The organism is Pseudomonas sp. RIT623 (assembly GCF_004519305.1).
GTDB lineage: Bacteria > Pseudomonadota > Gammaproteobacteria > Pseudomonadales > Pseudomonadaceae > Aquipseudomonas.
The window spans coordinates 144,856-160,550 of record NZ_SOZA01000006.1 but is presented as its reverse complement, the minus strand read 5'-3'; the positions used below and the strand labels follow the sequence as shown (position 1 = coordinate 160,550).

The 15,695-nt window shown below is 65.9% G+C and carries 13 protein-coding genes and 1 tRNA gene; 5 read left to right on the top strand and 9 right to left on the bottom strand.

The features are described 5' to 3' along the window. Positions 1-6: 6 nt before the first annotated feature. The 7 genes from E3U47_RS06760 to E3U47_RS06730 all read right to left on the bottom strand — a co-directional run bounded on the left by E3U47_RS06760 (position 7) and on the right by E3U47_RS06730 (position 6,331). A complete protein-coding gene (locus E3U47_RS06760) occupies positions 7-975 on the bottom strand; it encodes a spore coat U domain-containing protein (protein ID WP_134690213.1) in 969 nt (322 codons plus the stop codon). Then, a complete protein-coding gene (locus E3U47_RS06755) occupies positions 972-3,305 on the bottom strand; it encodes a fimbria/pilus outer membrane usher protein (protein ID WP_134690246.1) in 2,334 nt (777 codons plus the stop codon). Before E3U47_RS06755 ends, E3U47_RS06760 begins: the two co-directional genes overlap by 4 nt. A gap of 68 nt (positions 3,306-3,373) precedes the next feature. After that, positions 3,374-4,150 carry a molecular chaperone gene (locus tag E3U47_RS06750; RefSeq protein WP_134690212.1) on the bottom strand — a complete coding sequence of 259 codons (777 nt, stop codon included), beginning with the start codon at positions 4,148-4,150 and terminating at the stop codon, positions 3,374-3,376. Between the two features lie 34 nt (positions 4,151-4,184). Continuing rightward, complete coding sequence (locus tag E3U47_RS06745) at positions 4,185-4,688, bottom strand: spore coat U domain-containing protein (protein ID WP_256660236.1); 504 nt, start codon at positions 4,686-4,688, stop codon at positions 4,185-4,187. A gap of 3 nt (positions 4,689-4,691) precedes the next feature. After that, entirely contained in the window at positions 4,692-5,225 is a 534-nt protein-coding gene (locus E3U47_RS06740) for a spore coat protein U domain-containing protein (protein WP_134690211.1), read from the bottom strand. Positions 5,226-5,242: 17 nt separating this feature from the next. Further along, the gene (locus tag E3U47_RS06735; protein ID WP_134690244.1) at positions 5,243-5,779 is read right to left on the bottom strand and encodes a spore coat U domain-containing protein; all 537 of its coding nucleotides are present in this window, start codon (positions 5,777-5,779) and stop codon (positions 5,243-5,245) included. A gap of 24 nt (positions 5,780-5,803) precedes the next feature. After that, positions 5,804-6,331, bottom strand: coding sequence for a spore coat U domain-containing protein (locus E3U47_RS06730; RefSeq protein WP_256660235.1), 528 nt, complete (start codon positions 6,329-6,331; stop codon positions 5,804-5,806). A 260-nt stretch (positions 6,332-6,591) separates the two neighbouring features. Between E3U47_RS06730 and E3U47_RS06725 the strand changes: the two genes are divergently transcribed. From E3U47_RS06725 to E3U47_RS06715, 3 genes are read left to right on the top strand one after another with little or no spacing between them, the layout of a single operon-like run. Further along, complete coding sequence (locus tag E3U47_RS06725; RefSeq protein ID WP_134690210.1) at positions 6,592-8,841, top strand: ATP-binding protein; 2,250 nt, start codon at positions 6,592-6,594, stop codon at positions 8,839-8,841. Positions 8,842-8,856: 15 nt separating this feature from the next. After that, positions 8,857-9,318 (top strand): response regulator, encoded by a 462-nt coding sequence (locus E3U47_RS06720; RefSeq protein WP_134690209.1) that lies wholly within the window; start codon positions 8,857-8,859, stop codon positions 9,316-9,318. Positions 9,319-9,329: 11 nt separating this feature from the next. Next, positions 9,330-11,714, top strand: coding sequence for a response regulator (locus tag E3U47_RS06715; RefSeq protein WP_134690208.1), 2,385 nt, complete (start codon positions 9,330-9,332; stop codon positions 11,712-11,714). A gap of 196 nt (positions 11,715-11,910) precedes the next feature. Here the strand turns inward: E3U47_RS06715 and E3U47_RS06710 are convergent. After that, positions 11,911-11,985: transfer RNA gene (locus E3U47_RS06710), tRNA-Gln, on the bottom strand. 324 nt (positions 11,986-12,309) lie between these two features. On the opposite strand from E3U47_RS06710, the gene E3U47_RS06705 reads away from it, so the two are divergent. Together E3U47_RS06705 and zapE are read left to right on the top strand one after the other, a co-directional pair. Next, positions 12,310-12,552: a hypothetical protein gene (locus E3U47_RS06705; RefSeq protein WP_134690207.1), complete on the top strand. Its 243-nt coding sequence runs from the start codon at positions 12,310-12,312 to the stop codon at positions 12,550-12,552. Between the two features lie 108 nt (positions 12,553-12,660). Beyond that, positions 12,661-13,761: a cell division protein ZapE gene (gene zapE / locus E3U47_RS06700; RefSeq protein ID WP_256660234.1), complete on the top strand. Its 1,101-nt coding sequence runs from the start codon at positions 12,661-12,663 to the stop codon at positions 13,759-13,761. A gap of 34 nt (positions 13,762-13,795) precedes the next feature. On the opposite strand, the gene E3U47_RS06695 is transcribed toward zapE, so the two are convergent. Next, positions 13,796-15,685: a propionyl-CoA synthetase gene (locus E3U47_RS06695; protein ID WP_134690206.1), complete on the bottom strand. Its 1,890-nt coding sequence runs from the start codon at positions 15,683-15,685 to the stop codon at positions 13,796-13,798. Positions 15,686-15,695: the final 10 nt, after the last annotated feature.

The following is a 15,695-nucleotide window of genomic DNA, read 5'->3' as shown; positions in this document are numbered from 1 at the left end:
CAGCACTCAAAACTGCACATCCAGAATCACGCTGTCGGTGTAGGTCGCCGCCGGCGGCGTGGCCTGGTCGGTGTACACCTTGGCGTTGTAGTTGAACACCTGGCTGCCCGTGCCGGTCCCCGCCCCGGGGTTCACCTCGGCATCGCTGCTCGAACGCCGCGCCGCGCCCACCGAGCCCCAGCGCACCACGCCGGCACTCTTGAAGATGTCGTAGGCCAGGTAGTTGTTGGCACTGGACTTCATCCGCCGCCGCCCGCCCGACACATTCTGTCCGTCGTCCAGCCCCACCGTGTAGTTGCTGCCCTTGGTGCACGACACGCTCAGGCTCTGGTTCACCGTGCCGAACCCGGCCACCACCGGTGCGCTGGCGAAGCTGATGTTGGGCGTGGTGATCTGGCAGTCGTTGCTTACCGTCAGGCTGACGTTCAGGGTCTTGCTGCCACTGCCGATATCGCGCCCCAGGCAGATACTGCCGATGCCGATGCCCGAGCAGTAGTTCCAGCTCCAGGCCACGGTCAGCGTCTCCTGGTACAGGCCCGCGGCGACATTGCTGCCGATCTGTGTACGCAGGTAGATCGGTACCGACTTGGGCGTCGGGCCATTGAGCAGGCCGAGCAGGTCGATGATGCCATTGCGCGCAAAGTCGAAGGCAACGCCCCGGGTGATCGGGTAGTTGACGCTGTTGTCGGCATACAGGGTGTAGTTGATGACATCGCCGGTCGGGCCGACCAGGCCACCGGAGGCGGGCGTGATGGTTGCGTAGAAGTGGTCATTGCTGGACAGCAGGCTGAGCAGCGAGCCGGTGCACTGCAAGCCGGAATTGGTGCTCGAGGCGGTCTGCACGGTGGTACGGACCAGCGTCGAGTTGACGGTGCCGAACGCCGCTGGCGTGGTGGCCACCGACGAGCACAGTGCCCAGGCCTGGCATGGCGCCAGCAACAGGCCAAACAGCAGGCCGTGCCGTCGAACATTCACTGGCACACCAGCGGACCGATCAACGGAATCGGCCCCTCCCCTTCAGGCAAGTCGAACGCTACCTGGCACTGCCCGCCATCGGCCTTGTCCACCTGCAGGCGGTTGTGCGGCGCCAGGTTCTCCAGGTAGACCAGCCCATCCCAGCCCACCACCGCCTCGGTGCCGCTTTCCTGGTGGCGTACCCGGCTGCCCAGCTTGAGCTCCTGCTGATTGCCGTCGACCAGCACCAGGCTCGCCGCCAGCACCCGCCTGAGCGGGAACTCCAGCAGGTAGCCGCTGCCACGGCGCACGGCCACGCGCTGCTCCACCTGCGGCGCGAGGACATCGGCCGGCAGCTCCATGGGGTCGATCTCGTACTTGCCCCGGTAATAGCCGCTGCTGTACGGCACCAGCAAATGGCCATTGCGGTCGGTGCGGCCGATCTGCTGGTTCTCGTAGCGCACCGGCACATCGGCATAGCCGCTGGTGCTGACTACCACGAAGGCATCGTCGATGCGGTTGGCGGCGAACAGCCCCGCGTCCATCAGCACCAGCGAACCGCTGGCGTCAGCCCAGCGGGTCATCTCGCCGCTGCTGCCGTAGGCGCCCACCTGCAACTGCACCGACTGCAGGCGCCAGGTCAGGTCGGCCTGGCGGTAGTCGTCGCGATTGCCACCGGTGGCGTAGCCCAGGTTGTAGCCCACCCCGCCCCCCACCGGCACCGCCTGGCTGTAGTTGACCCGCTGCAGGTCCTGGCCGTCCTTGCCGCGCTCGGCGCTGACGGCCAGGGTACCGCGCAGGTCGAAGGGGATCACCAGTTGCGCCTGCACCGCCCACTGGCTGTCACCGACCTCGCGGTTGGCCGACAGGTACAGGCTGCTGTTGCGCCACAGCGGCTTGCTCCAGCTGAGGTTGATAAGCCGCGTGCGCGTGCCGTCACCGGCGCGCACATCGAAGTAGCCGGCACCTAGGCTGCCGTAACTGTCCAGGTTCAGGCTCAGGGTCGCCTGCTCGCTGCGCTGGCTCAGGCGCGTGTAGGGGCTGTCGACCCGCGACAGGTCGGCGTAGTCGCCATGGCGCTGCACACGCTGGTAGTTGAAGCCGATGCGCCGGCTGTTGTACTGGTAGCCCAGCGCCAGCTGCTGGCCTGTATCGCCTTCGAAGCGGCTCTGGGTCACTGCCGCATTGAGCACGCCGAAGGTGCCCAGCCGCAAGTTGCCGCCCAGGCCGCCGAGCATCAGCGCCTCGGCGCTCTCGGCATGGGTTTCCACGGTGAAGTAATCGGAAACGCCGTGGCGCAAGGTGGCCGAGGCCACACCCGGGCCATAGGCGAAATCGCGCACGGCGTAGTCGCGGCGCAGACTGCCGGCGGCCACCGAGAAGTCCGACAGGCCCTTGGCCAACAGGCTGCTGGTGACATAGAACGGCAAGGTGGTCGACACCTGCCGGCCCAAGGCATCGGTAGTGACCACCACCGCTTCGCCGGCGCCATTGATGAACGGCACATTGGTCAGGGTGTAGGGGCCGGGCTGCAGCTCGGTGCTGCTGCTCTTGTAGCCGTTGATGAACAGGTCCAGTGAAGTCGGCACGGCGGCTTCGCCGGCAAAGGCCGGCAGTGGATAGGTGACCAGGTCGGGACGGGCGCCGAAGTCGCGGGACAGTTGCAGGCCGCCCACGCGCACCGAGGTAGTCCAGGGCAGCGCGCCGGTCACCAGGTCGCCGGCCTCATAGGTGAGCAGGCGCTGTTCGTCGGTGTAGCGGAACGTGGTGTCATAACGCAGGAAGCCCTGGCGGCCCTGGGCAGTGGCGCCATTGAACGACTGGCGCCACTGCCCGGTGGTGGAAAAGGTGCCCCAGTCGTCGAACAGGCGCAGCTCGTTCCAGGCGGCCAGGTAGCTGCCGCCCTCATCGGTGTCGTTGAGGTAGGCGTCGTAGTTGAGCAAGGCGCCGAAGCTGCTGCGCGCATCGCTGGCCGGGTACAGGTTGCGATCACCGACCTGCTGGTCGGGCAGCCAGGCCGGCGGCACCTGCAGCAGCAGGCGCTGGTTCTGGCTGTCGTAGTCGCTGTGCAGGCCAGAGATGTCGTCCAGGGCCACCTCGCCCTGAGGCTCGCCCGGCAGCCTGACGCCCGCCGCGCGCAGCACTTCACTGGCCAGGTACAGGCGCCCGGCGCGCTGCTGCACCGGCACCAGCTCAGCCTTGGCCACCTGGTTCACCAGCAGATCGAGGTACAGCGTGGCGTCGGCGATGGCGGCATGTTCCGAAGGCGGCGGCGGCAGCTCGTCGGCCACGCCCAGGCCGGGCCCCAGCACCGCCAGACCCAGCCACAACCGGTGCGTTGCCACCCGCATCCAGCTCACACACGATTTCCAACCATCGCCGGGTCCTCCCTGGCCCCTGTGATCCGTTCAAGCGTGGTTCATTGACCCTGTTTGATGGCCTGCGCCACCTCCTGGCCGTTGACCCGCCCTTTCAGCACGCTGGCAGCACCCGGCGTGGCCGGGGCCGGCCAGCGCATGCTGGCGCCGGGCAACACATAGCCGAGCAGCCCTTCGACCAAGGGCCTGTCCTGGCCAGCCTGCTGCAGCACCACATCGGTCAGGCGCGCATGCACAGGCCCGCTGTTGCGCAGCTCGACATAGGGCTTGCCCTGTACCGTCACCGCGCGCCAGCTCAACTGCGGCTTGCCCACGCCTTCGGCACTGCGCTTGCCCTCTGGGTCGGGCTTGCCCCACAGCCCTTCGCCGTAGACGAACAGCGGTACCGAATAACGCATCTGCAGGCGGATCGCCGCCTTCGGCCCTTCGCTGGCGGCATCAGCCGGCAACGGCGAGGGGATTTCGTCGATGATGATCCGGTACGCCTGCTCCTGGCCCGCGGGCGAACTGCCCGTGCGGGTCAGACGAATCAGTTGCTTCTGGCCCGCCGGGATATTGGCCACAGGCGGGCTACCGATGATCTCGCGCTGGGCCTGGAACTGCTCCTGGTACTCGCCCTGGTGCCAGGCAAACACCCGCACCTGCAGGCTGGCCGGCGCCGTGCCACGGTTTTCCAGCCACAGCGCGCCGGCCTTCTGGTCAGCCTCCAACACCGGGTCGATCGGCCAGATCAAAACCGAAGTGGCCGCGAAAGCCGGTGCACTGGCCAACAGCAGCAGCCCGATGATCCCACGCGCCCAGTTAGCGCCTGCGCCCATGCCCCTCTCCTTTTCTGTTATCCGCAGTGGCCTTTCACCAGGTCACCGTCACTTGCACGACATCGGTGTAGGTCCCCGCCGGCAAGGTGCCGGTCAGGGTGGTACGGCCATAGACCGGCAGCTTGATCGCGGTCGGGTCGCTGTAGCTCACCGCCACGCTGCTGCCGATGCCCAGGCTCTGGCTGAACGCGGCGTCGCGGAACAACTGGTAGGCCAGCAGCTGCGTGCCGCCCGAGCGCTTGAGGTTGCGGGTGCCGCTGGCGCTGTTCTGACCGCCGTCCAGGCTCATGCTCAGGGCCACGCCGGGGGTGCACTGGAAAGTCACCGTGCTGCCGCCGAGCGAGGTGCTCAGGGTGGCCGTGGACAGTGCCGAGCTGGTGCCATAGTCGAGCACGCCATAGGCCGTCACGCCGCCCACCACCAGGCAGCCGGCGACGATCTGCGCCGTCACCTGGAAGGTGCTGGTGGTGACCGCGTGGGCGCCCTGGGTCAAGGTCAGGCACAAGCCGACCGCCAGTAGCCGCGCAGCGCCTGGCATGGCTCAAAAGCTCAGCTCGACCGCCACCGTGTCGGTGTACACCCCGGCCGGCAGGCCGGCTTTACCCCGGGCCTGGCCATACAGGTTGACGGTCTGCGCCACGCCGGTGCTGGTCGGCAGGGTGATGGTGCCGTCGATCGCCAACAGCTGGGTGTGGCCGGCGTCGGTGTAGAAGTCGTAGGGCACGAAATTGCCCGCGCCATCGGCCAAGGCCCGGGTCCCGCCGGCGGACTGCGAATCATGGGTTCCGGCACGCACCTTGATAGTCGGCACCGTGCCTGCCGAGCAGAGAATGCTCATGGCCCCGCCACCACCGCCGAGCACCTGGCCATTGGCGGTGGTGAACAACGAGTCCTGGGTGCCGAAGTTGAGGCTACCGAAGTTCAGCCCCGAGGTGCCGCCGCTGCCATTGACCTGGCAAGCAGCGGTCAAGGTCAGGGTCGAGCTGATGGTGCCGGTCACGGTGGCGGCCTGGGCCTGGGCGGCCAGGGCGAGGCCCAGGCCGGCGAGGATGCAGCGGATGGTAGGGGTGGGCATCGAAATCTCCTTGCGTGTTACCAGTCCAGAGTCACCCTGAGGGTGTCGCGATACAGCCCGGCAGGCAGCGCGCGCGGCTGCGCGATGACCACACCGTAGATGGGCACAGGTACTTGCTGGGTGCTGCTGATAGTGAAGGTTCGCGCCTGACCGATGCCGTAGCGGCTGTTGCCGCCCGGGTCGATGGCCAGCTGGTAGGGAATCAGCTCGCGGCCGTTGCTCAGCCGGCGTACGCCGTCGCCGCCATTGAGGCCGCCATTGATGCGCACGCTGAAGGCACGTACCTGGGGCGTGCAACTGATCTGCAGGCTGCCCTCGCCCCCCGCTTCGTCGACCCTGCTGGTCAAGGGCCGGTCCCAGGTTGGGCCACGGGCGCCGAAGTCAAGCAGGCCTGGGTTACCCAGCGAAGCCGGCTGCTGCGGGTCGCTACTGATCTGGCAGGCGGCACTGATCACCAGCCGCGCCTGGATGAAGCCGGTACTGCTGCCATGGGCCACGCCAGCGGGCAACAACAGCGGGCCGAGGGTGAGCAACAGCAGTGAAGTGCGGTGCAGCGCGTCCATGTGCGGTGCCTCCTCCTACCAGGTGACCGTGACTTTGAGCAGGTCGGCGTACAGCCCGGCGCGCGGGACCCAGGCCAGCTTGTCGATCCTGGCGTACAGCGGCAGCTCCACCACGCCGCTGTCCGGGACCCGCGCCGCTTGTGCGACATTCACCGCCAGCGGCTGGCGCCAGCTGGGGTCAGCGTACAGGCGGTATGGGATCGGCCGGGATCGGGCATCGCTGCTGGCCAGGTAACGCAACTCGCCGACGCCGCCGTGCTGGCCACCGTCGACGCGAACCTGATACGGGGTGTCGGGGTTGCATTCCAGGCGTGGCGGACGCTGGCTGAACAGCACGCCGCTCAAGGGCGCATCGGCGCCATCGAGGCGCGGCGCGGCCCCGAGGTCGACGACACCCAAGGCCTGGGCGCCGGCATCGCGTTGCTGGCTGACCAGCATGCAGCCACGCTGCACCAAAACCTGGACCTCGACGAGAAAGTCTGCGGCCAGGGCACTGGAGCAGGCACACAGGGCCAGCAGCACGGTGACTACGCGTTCCAACACCAGCGGGTTCCTTGTCTGGAGGGGTTGAGCTTGAGCGTAGCAGCGCGATTGGCTGACGAACGCGCGGCCCTACCCTTCTTTGGCATTAATGAAAATGGCGGGTGCTTCGCCAGCAAGGCTGGTGCCTACCGACAACAGGGTTCGACGAAACCTCTGCGTCGAACGCCCCTCCAACACCCAGATACCGGCAAAACGACCGGCCTTCTGATACCGTGCATGGCAAGCTGCAACCCGTGCACAGGCCTGACAGGAGTTTTCCCTTGAGCAACGCGCCCACACCACTGGACCAAGCCATCGAGCGCTGTGCCGAGGAACCGATCCAGGTCCCGGGCAGTATCCAGCCCCAGGGCTTCCTGCTGGTGCTGGACGAGACCGCGCTCGAGGTGCTGCAGGCCAGCGAGAACGTCGAGCAGTGGCTCGGCCTGCGTGCCAGCGAAGTGCTCGGCATGCCGTTCCGCGCGCTGGTGCGCGAAGGCTTCGAGCTGCGCGAGCAACTGGCCCTGCTGCCCGATGCACAGGCGTTTCCCTTTCATATCGGCGATCTGCAGCTGCGCCAGGGCGCACCCTGCCAGGGCCTGCTGCGGGTACTCGCGCACCGCCACGAGCAGTTGCTGATCCTCGAGTTCGAGCCCAGCCAGCGCCGTAGCGGGCCGCTCCAGGGCGACTACTACCCACTGGTGCGCGCCTTCGTCGACACCTTGCACCAGGCCAACAGCATCGAAGAGTTGCTGCAGCACTCGATCGAGCAGATCAAACGCATCACCGGCTTCGGCCGGGTCAAGGCCTACAGCTTCGACAGCGAGGGCAACGGTACGGTGCTGAGCGAACTGGCCGATCCCGGCTACCCCAGCTACCTGGGCTTGTGCTTTCCGGCCTCGGATATTCCGCGCCAGGCCCGCGAGCTGTATCGGATCAACCGCATCCGCCTGATCGAGGATGCCAACTACCAACCCTCGCCGTTGCACCCCACCCTCAACCCACGTACCGGGCGCCCCCTGGACATGAGCTTCGCCACGCTGCGCAGCGTATCGCCCGTGCACCTGCAATACATGCGCAACATGGAGACACTGGCGTCCATGTCGCTGTCGATCGTGGTCGACGACAGACTCTGGGGACTGATCTCCTGCCACCACGCGCAACCCCGCGCCGTCGACTTCCAGACCCGCACCGCCTGCGAACTGCTGGCCAGCGTGCTGTCGCTGCAGATCGAATCGCGCGAGTCCCATGACAGCACCCGTACGTTACTGGCGCTGCGCGAACGCATCGTGCGCATGCTGGCCTCGATGGCCGACCACGACAGTGTCAGCGCAGGCCTGCTCGACCTTCCCGAAGTCCTGTTGGCCTTCGCCGACGCCAGCGGCGCCGCGATCATCAGCGCCGAACGCTGCGACCTGATCGGCGACACACCCTCCGAGGCCCAGGTCACCGCCTTGGTGCACTGGCTGGCCCGCCGGGGGGACGAACTGGTGTTCCATAGCGACAATGTCGGGCGGGACATCGACGAGCTTGCGGAACTGGCCGATCAGGTCGGCGGCGTGCTGGCCGTGGCGATTTCCCAGATCCACTCGCACTATCTGGTGTGGTTCCGCCCGGAGCAAGTGCGTCGGGTCAACTGGGCCGGGCGTCCCGACAAGACGATCAGCCCCCTGGGACAACTCAGCCCGCGCCACAGCTTCGCCCGCTGGCAAGAGGTGGTGCGCGGCTTCAGCCTGCCCTGGAGCCCGATGATCCTCGATGCCGTGCTCGAGCTGCGCAGCGCTGTGCTAGGCATCGTCCTGCGCAAGGCCGAGGAACTGGCGCAACTGGCCGGCGAGCTCAAGCGTTCGAACAAGGAACTCGAGGCGTTTTCCTATAGCGTGTCCCATGACTTGCGGGCGCCACTGCGCCATATCGCCGGCTATTCGGAACTGCTCGGCGAGATCGAAGGCGAGCGTTTGAGCGAACGCGGCCACCGCTTCCTCACCCACATTGGCGAGGCTGCGCAATTTGCCGGCTCGCTGGTGGACAATCTTCTAAACTTCTCGCAAATGGGCCGCTCCGCCCTGCGTCTGTCGGACGTCGACCTCAATGCCTTGGTCGACAGCATTCGCGTCGAGCTCGAGCCCGACTACCAGGGACGTGAAGTCATCTGGGAGATCGCCCCATTGCCCAAGGTCATCGCCGACCCGGCGTTCATCAACATGGTCTTGCACAACCTGCTGTCCAATGCCATCAAGTACAGCCGCGACCGTGCCCCGGCACGCATCGAGGTCGGCTCCGTGCAACACGAACGGGAGACGGAAGTGTATGTCCGCGACAATGGCGTCGGCTTCGACATGGCCTATGCCAACAAGCTGTTCGGTGTGTTCCAGCGCCTGCACCGCATGGAAGATTTCGAAGGCACCGGTATCGGCCTGGCCAGCGTGCGCCGCATCATCGAACGCCATGACGGTCGAGTCTGGGCCGACGGCCAACCCGACCAGGGCGCCAGCTTCCATTTCGTACTTCCGCGCTTCCAAGCGCACTCCTGAGGCACCGTTACCCACATGCTCAAACCTATCCTGCTGGTCGAAGACAACCCCAGGGACCTGGAGTTGACCCTCCTTGCACTGGAGCGCAGCCAGTTGGCCAACGAAGTCATCGTGCTGCGCGACGGCGCCGAAGCACTGGACTACCTGCTGCGGCGCAACAGCTATGCCGCACGCGACGACGGCAACCCGGCCGTATTGCTGCTGGACCTCAAGCTGCCCAAGGTGGACGGCCTGGAAGTGCTCAAACAGGTGCGCGATACCGCAGAGCTGCGCAGCATCCCCACCGTGATGCTGACCTCCTCGCGAGAAGAGCCGGACCTGCTGCGGGCCTATGAGCTGGGCGTCAATGCCTATGTGGTCAAGCCTGTGGAGTTCAAGGAGTTCGTTGCCGCCATTTCCGAACTGGGGGTGTTCTGGGCCGTGCTCAACGAGCCGCCACCCGGCTCGCTGCGTCTGAACCGGCGCAGCAAGCCTTGAGCGCCGCGACGATGCCGAACACGCCCATCAGGTTGTTGCTGGTCGAGGACAGCAGCATGGACGCCGAACTGACCCTGCTGCGCCTGGAGCGCAGTGGGCTGCATGTGCAATCGCGGCTGGTGTTCGACCATGTCGGCGTGGAACATGCCCTGCTAGAAGCCAGCTATGACCTGATCCTGTGCGATTGCGTACTGCCGGGTTCGTCCGGGACCGAGGTGCTGGCCATCGCCCAGCGCCTGGCCGCCGACGTGCCTTTCATTTTTCTGTCGGGGATCTACGGCGAAGAACACGCGGTGGAGATGATCCGCCTCGGCGCCACCGACTATGTGCTGAAGAAAAACCTGCCGCTGCTGCCCAAGGCCGTACGCAGGGCCATGACCGAGGTGCAGGAACGCCAGCGCCGACGCCGCGCCGAAGAAGCGCTGGCGGACGTCGAGGCACGCGCGCGCATCGCCATCGACGCGGCGGGCATGGGTACCTGGGATTTTCGACCGCAGGACAACCTGCTGCTGTGGGATGACCGCTGCAAAACTTTGTTCGGCCTGCCGTCCGATACCCAGATGACCCTCGAAGTCTTCTATGCCGGGATCTATCCAGACGACCGGGCGCGGGTGCGCGACGCCGTCGAGCAAGCCATGCAACCGGACAGCGACGGCTTGTACCGCGCCGAGTTTCGCATCGACCAGCCGGCTGGGCTGGAGCCCCGCTGGCTGCTTTCCAGCGGCCAGACCCAGTTCGTCGACGGCCGCTGCCTGCGTTTCTCCGGGGTATTGCAGGACATCCATCAACAGCGTCAGGCCACCCGCGCGCTGGAACAGCTCAACGAGATGCTCGGCGAGCGGGTCGAGCGCCGCACCCGTGAGCGTGACCGCGCCTGGGAACTGTCCCAGGACCTGCTGGCGGTGCTGAACAAGGACCTGACCCCCGTGGCCCTGAACCCAGCCTGGGAAGCCAGCTTGGGCTTTACCCGTGAGCAGTTGGGAAGAATCTCGCTGTTGCAGCTGTTGCCCGAAACCGACCAGGATGGTTTTCTCGCGGAGCTGGCGGCGCTGTCGCTGGGGCGCACCAGCGCCCGCTTCGTTGGCCGCATCCTGCACGCCGGCGGCCAGCAGCGCTGGCTGTCCTGGGTGGTGGTGCCGGATGACAGCATGCTCTACGTGGTCGCTCGCGACATCACCAGCGAGCGCGAGGCCACCCTGGAGCTGGCCGAAGCCAACGCGCGCCTGCGCGAGCAGATCGCCGAACGCGAACGCATCGAAGCCGCGTTGCAGCAGATGCAGCGCCTGGAAGCGGTCGGTCAGCTCACCGCCGGGGTGGCGCACGACTTCAATAACCTGTTGACGGTGATTCTTACCGGCGCCAGCTTCTTGCAGCGCGACCTGGAGCGCGGTTCTGTGGACAAGGCGCACAGCCGCCTGCAACACATTCGCGAAGCCGGCGAGCGCGGCGCCAAGCTGACCGCGCAATTGCTGGCATTTTCACGCAAGCAAAGGCTCGAGCCGGTGCCGCTGAACCTCAACCGCACCCTGTCTGGCCTGGAAGAACTGCTGCGGCGCACCCTGGGCGGCAGCATCGCGGTGCGCCTGGATCTGGCCCCCCGCCTGTGGCAAGCGTTGATCGACCCGACCCAGACCGAGATGATCATCCTCAACCTGGCCATCAACGCCCGCGATGCGATGCCAGGGGGCGGCCAACTGACGCTGAGCACCCGCAACAACCGGGTCAGCGCCCGCCCGCATCGCCCAGAAGACCCGGAGCCCGGCGAATACGTGGTGTTGTCGATCCGCGACAGCGGGTGCGGCATGAGCGAAGAGGTGCTGGCCAAAGTGTTCGAGCCATTCTTCACCACCAAGGATATCGGCAAGGGCTCGGGCCTGGGCCTGGCCCAGGTGTTCGGCTTCGCCAAGCAATCCGGCGGCGGGGTTCGCATCGAGACCGCCCCAGGCCGTGGCACCCAGGTCACCGTGTACCTGCCGGCGGTCCATCAACAAGCCGTGGAGATCGCCCCCGAACAGGACACTTCCAGCGCCTTGGCGCAACGCGTCGTTGACCGCCATGTGCTGTTGGTGGATGACGATCACCTGGTGCGCGAAATGATTGGCGACGTCCTGCGCCGCTATGGCTGCAATGTGCGCCAGGCCCACAGCAGCGAGCAGGCGCTGGCGTTGCTAGATGAACAGGTCGAGCTGCTGCTCACCGATTTCGCCATGCCGGCGTTCAACGGTGCTCAACTGGCGCTGGCCGCCCGCGAACGCTTTCCCCGTCTGCCGGTGGTGTTTCTGACCGGTTACGCCGAGCTGCAGGGGCTGGAGTTGCCGCACAGTGCGGTGATACAGAAACCGGTGAGCGAGCAGCTGCTGGCCCAAGCCCTGGCAGAGCTGCTGGACCCGCGCTAGGCACTGTACGAAAAGCCTTGATACTCGCTCATGCGGCGTTGAAAACAGCCTCGGTGCTCATGTGCTTCAGTACACTGCGCTTGCTCGGCTGTTTTCGCCTTGCCTGACCTTCGTCTCAAGGCTTTTCATACAGCGCAACAGGGCTTTTCACCTACGCAGAAACGAAAAAATCGCCTTTCGGCGATTTTTTCAAATATGGCAGGGGCGGCTGGATTCGAACCAACGCATGGCAGGATCAAAACCTGCTGCCTTACCGCTTGGCGACGCCCCTGTAGATACTGCTGTCGCTGCGTGTGTCGCTGCTCAGCAATGGCGCGCACTTTAACAACGTTTTTCTCAGGTGGGAAGCTTTTTTTAAAAAAAATCATAGGAAAACAGCAAGTTAGTAGTTCTGCCCGATACGCCGTGGTTTTCCGTCGCCTCCTTGCCCACAGGCGCCTGCCTCGCCGGCGAACACCGCGCCAGCCAGGGCCAGGCGCCACGACGCTTCGGTCATAAGCCATTCGTCGCTTTTCCACCGCCTCGCTTCAACACATTCGGCTTCGCCCCTTCCAATCAGGTAGAGACCTATCTGCGCATTCACAAGGAGGGCGCCATGCCAGCTTCCCATGATCTCTACCAGGACCTGCACTATCCCCGCGAAATCGTCCAGCAGCGCCGCCAGCAGGACAAGCAACTCGACCGCCTGCTCGACGAGTACGTCGACATCGACAACCAGGTGCTGGCCGCCGAATCAATCTCGGCGGGCAATTTCGCGGACGAAGACCTGCGCCACCTCAAGGAACGCCGCCTGGCGATCAAGTACATGATCGAACGGCAACTGGCGCGCAAGGGCTGAGCGACCTATCACCTTTCACGATCATTGCCCGGCATTTTCTCGATTGGTCAAAATGCCTATGCGCGCGCAAGCTGCGCGCTGCCCTGTCTCGACCGTGAGGAACCTACCGTGCCCACCTGGATACCCGCCGTGCTGCGCCGCCGCAGCCCTCCGGCCAGCACCCTGCTCGACATTTTCCAGGGCCGGGCGGCGGCGTGCGGCTATACCCTGAGCACCGGCCAGCGCCAGGTAATCGAGGCCATGGCCACGCAACTGGCTGCGCTCGACCATGGCCGGGCACGCAGCCTGTATCTGCATGGCGCCGTGGGGCGTGGCAAGAGCTGGTTGCTCGACGGCTTCTTCCAGGCCGTGCCAACACCCGCCAAGCGGCGCCTGCACTTTCATGATTTCTTCGCTCGCCTGCACCAGGGCATGCATCGCCATCGCCTGCTGAACGATGCCCTCGGCGCAACGCTCGATGAACTGCTGGGCGATGTGCAGGTGCTGTGCTTCGATGAGTTTCACGTGCACGACATCGGTGACGCCATGCTGCTCACCCGTATGTTCGATGCCTTGTTCAGGCGCGGTGTGTTTCTGTTGCTGACCAGCAACTATGCCCCCGAGGGCCTGCTGCCCAACCCGCTTTATCACCAACGCTTCCTGCCGGTGATCCACCTGATCAACGGCCATATGCAGGTGCTGGAGGTCGACGGCGCAACCGATTTTCGCAGCCTGCCGACCAACCGCGCGCAGCAACGGTTCACCCAGGGGCATTACATCTGGCCGGGGGACGCGGCGCAACGCCAAGCCTTGGGTATACCGCCAGTACAGCCCGTGGTACTGGCGATCAACCAGCGCCCGCTGCGAGTGCTGGCCGAGGCTGGCGGCCAGGTGATGTTCGCCTTCAGCGACCTGTGCGAGCAAGCCACCGCGGTCATCGACTACCTGGTGTTGGCCGAGCGTTACGAGCACTGGATCATCGACGGCCTAAACGACCTGGCCGAGTGCTCGCTGGCCGCGCAACAGCGCTTCATCAACCTGGTGGACGTGCTGTACGACCAGGACCGTCAGCTAACGCTGATCGGCAAGCGGGCACTGGCTGAAAGCCTGGGCGGGACGCTCGCCGACCTGATGCGCACCCGCAGCCGGCTGGGGCAGTTGCAGCAGCTCGACGCCAGCGACCACCGGGCAACTCGCATCGGCGCACCAGCGCTTGCGCAGTTGCCCTGAAGGCGCCTGGTGGAAACGGCGCTGCGCGATGGGTTCAGCCCGCCCTGGGCAGGTCCGCCAGCACACCCTCGAGCTCAGCCAGTACCGCCGGATCATCCAGGGTCGAGGGTGGCGCGTAGTCCTGCCCATCGGCAATCTTGCGCAGCACCGCCCGCAGGATCTTGCCCGAACGGGTCTTGGGCAGGCGCTTGACCAGCCGCACCCGGTTGAAGCAAGCCAAGGCGCCAATCTGCTCGCGCACACTGGCCACCAGCTCGCCCTGCAGCTGCACCTCGCCAATGCCCTGCCCGTCCTTGAGCACCACCAGCGCCAACGGCACCTGGCCCTTGATCTCGTCGTGCACGCCGATCACCGCGCATTCGGCCACCGCCGGATGGCGCGCCACCAGGTCCTCCATCTCGCCGGTGGCCAGGCGGTGGCCGGAGACGTTGATGACATCATCGGTGCGCCCCATGATGTAGACGAAGCCGTCATCGTCCAGGTAACCGCCGTCACCGGTGTGGTAGTAGCCTGGATAACTGTGCAGGTAGGCCTGCAAATACCGCTGGTGATCGCCCCACAAGGTCTGGCTGCAGCCAGGGGGCAACGGCAAGGCAATGACGATGGCGCCCTGCTGGTTAGGCCCCAGCGGCTTGCCGTCATCGTCCAGCACCTGCACGTGGTAACCCGGCACCGCGCGGTTGCTCGACCCCGCTCGCGCAGCGCTGCCTTCAAGCCCCACGCACGGCGCGGTTACCGGCCAGCCCGTCTCGGTCTGCCACCAGTGGTCGTGCACCGGCTTGCCAGTGACCCGCTCGAGCCAGGCGTGGGTGCTGGAGTCGAGCTTCTCGCCGGCGAGGAACAGTTGGCGCAGCGAGCTCAGGTCATGCCCACGGAGCAACTCGCCTTCCGGGTCTTCCTTACGGATGGCCCGCATGGCGGTAGGCGCGCAGAACAGCCCGTTGACCCGATACTGCTCGACGATACGCCAATAGGCCCCGGCATCCGGGGTGCGAATCGGCTTGCCTTCGTAGAACAGCGTGGTGCAGCCGCTCATCAATGGCCCGTAGACGATCAGCGAATGGCCAACCACCCAGCCGACGTCGGAAATACCCCACCACACGTCACCGGCCTGCATGCCATAGATATGCCGCATGGCATAGCACAGGGCGACCGCATTGCCGCCGTTTTCGCGGACGATTCCCTTGGGTTTGCCGGTGGTGCCGGAGGTGTACATGATGTACAGCGGGTCACCGGCATCCAGCGCCACAGGTGCCACCGCCTCGGCGCCGCCCAGTGCCTGCTGCCAGTCCAGGTCGCGTCCGGCTTGCAGCTCGGCGCGGGCCTGGGGCCGCTGCAGCACCAGCACATGCCGCGGCTGGTGGCGGGCCAGTTGCAGGGCGCGGTCGACTAGCGGCTTGTACTCGATCACCCGGTCGAACTCCAGGCCGCAGGAGGCGGTAAGCAGCAAGGCGGGCCGGGCATCGTCGATCCGCAGCGCCAGCTCGTTCGCGGCAAAGCCACCGAACACTACCGAGTGCACCGCGCCGATGCGCGCGCAGGCGAGCATGGCCATGGCCGCCTGGGGCACCATCGGCATGTAGATGATCACCCCGTCGCCCTTGCCCACGCCCAGGCTGCGCAGCAGGCCGGCCAGGCGCGCGACTTCGTCGCGCAGTTGCAGGTAGGTGAAGGTTTGCTGCGCGCCGGTCACGGGCGAATCGTAGATCAACGCCAGTTGTTCGCCACGGCCCTGCTCGATCTGCTGGTCAAGGGCCAGGTAACAGCTGTTCAGGCGACCGTCGGCGAACCAGCGGTGGGTGCCATCGGCGTTGCGCTGCAAGGTGATGGAAGGCTTGCGCTGCCAGGCCAGCTGTTCGGCCTGGGCCTGCCAGAAGGCCGCGGGATCGGCAATGGAATGGGCGTAGCTGTGCTGATAGGTCATTGGTTCGCAA

Excerpts from the sequence above, each read along its gene's own strand:
- E3U47_RS06750 (WP_134690212.1), bottom strand. The coding sequence starts at position 4,150 with ATGGGCGCAGGCGCTAACTGGGCGCGTGGGATCATCGGGCTGCTGCTG.
- E3U47_RS06705 (WP_134690207.1), top strand. The coding sequence starts at position 12,310 with ATGCCAGCTTCCCATGATCTCTACCAGGACCTGCACTATCCCCGCGAA.
- E3U47_RS06740 (WP_134690211.1), bottom strand. The coding sequence starts at position 5,225 with ATGCCCACCCCTACCATCCGCTGCATCCTCGCCGGCCTGGGCCTCGCC.
- E3U47_RS06745 (WP_256660236.1), bottom strand. The coding sequence starts at position 4,688 with ATGCCAGGCGCTGCGCGGCTACTGGCGGTCGGCTTGTGCCTGACCTTG.
- E3U47_RS06720 (WP_134690209.1), top strand. The coding sequence starts at position 8,857 with ATGCTCAAACCTATCCTGCTGGTCGAAGACAACCCCAGGGACCTGGAG.
- E3U47_RS06715 (WP_134690208.1), top strand. The coding sequence starts at position 9,330 with ATGCCGAACACGCCCATCAGGTTGTTGCTGGTCGAGGACAGCAGCATG.
- E3U47_RS06755 (WP_134690246.1), bottom strand. The coding sequence starts at position 3,305 with ATGCGGGTGGCAACGCACCGGTTGTGGCTGGGTCTGGCGGTGCTGGGG.
- E3U47_RS06695 (WP_134690206.1), bottom strand. The coding sequence starts at position 15,685 with ATGACCTATCAGCACAGCTACGCCCATTCCATTGCCGATCCCGCGGCC.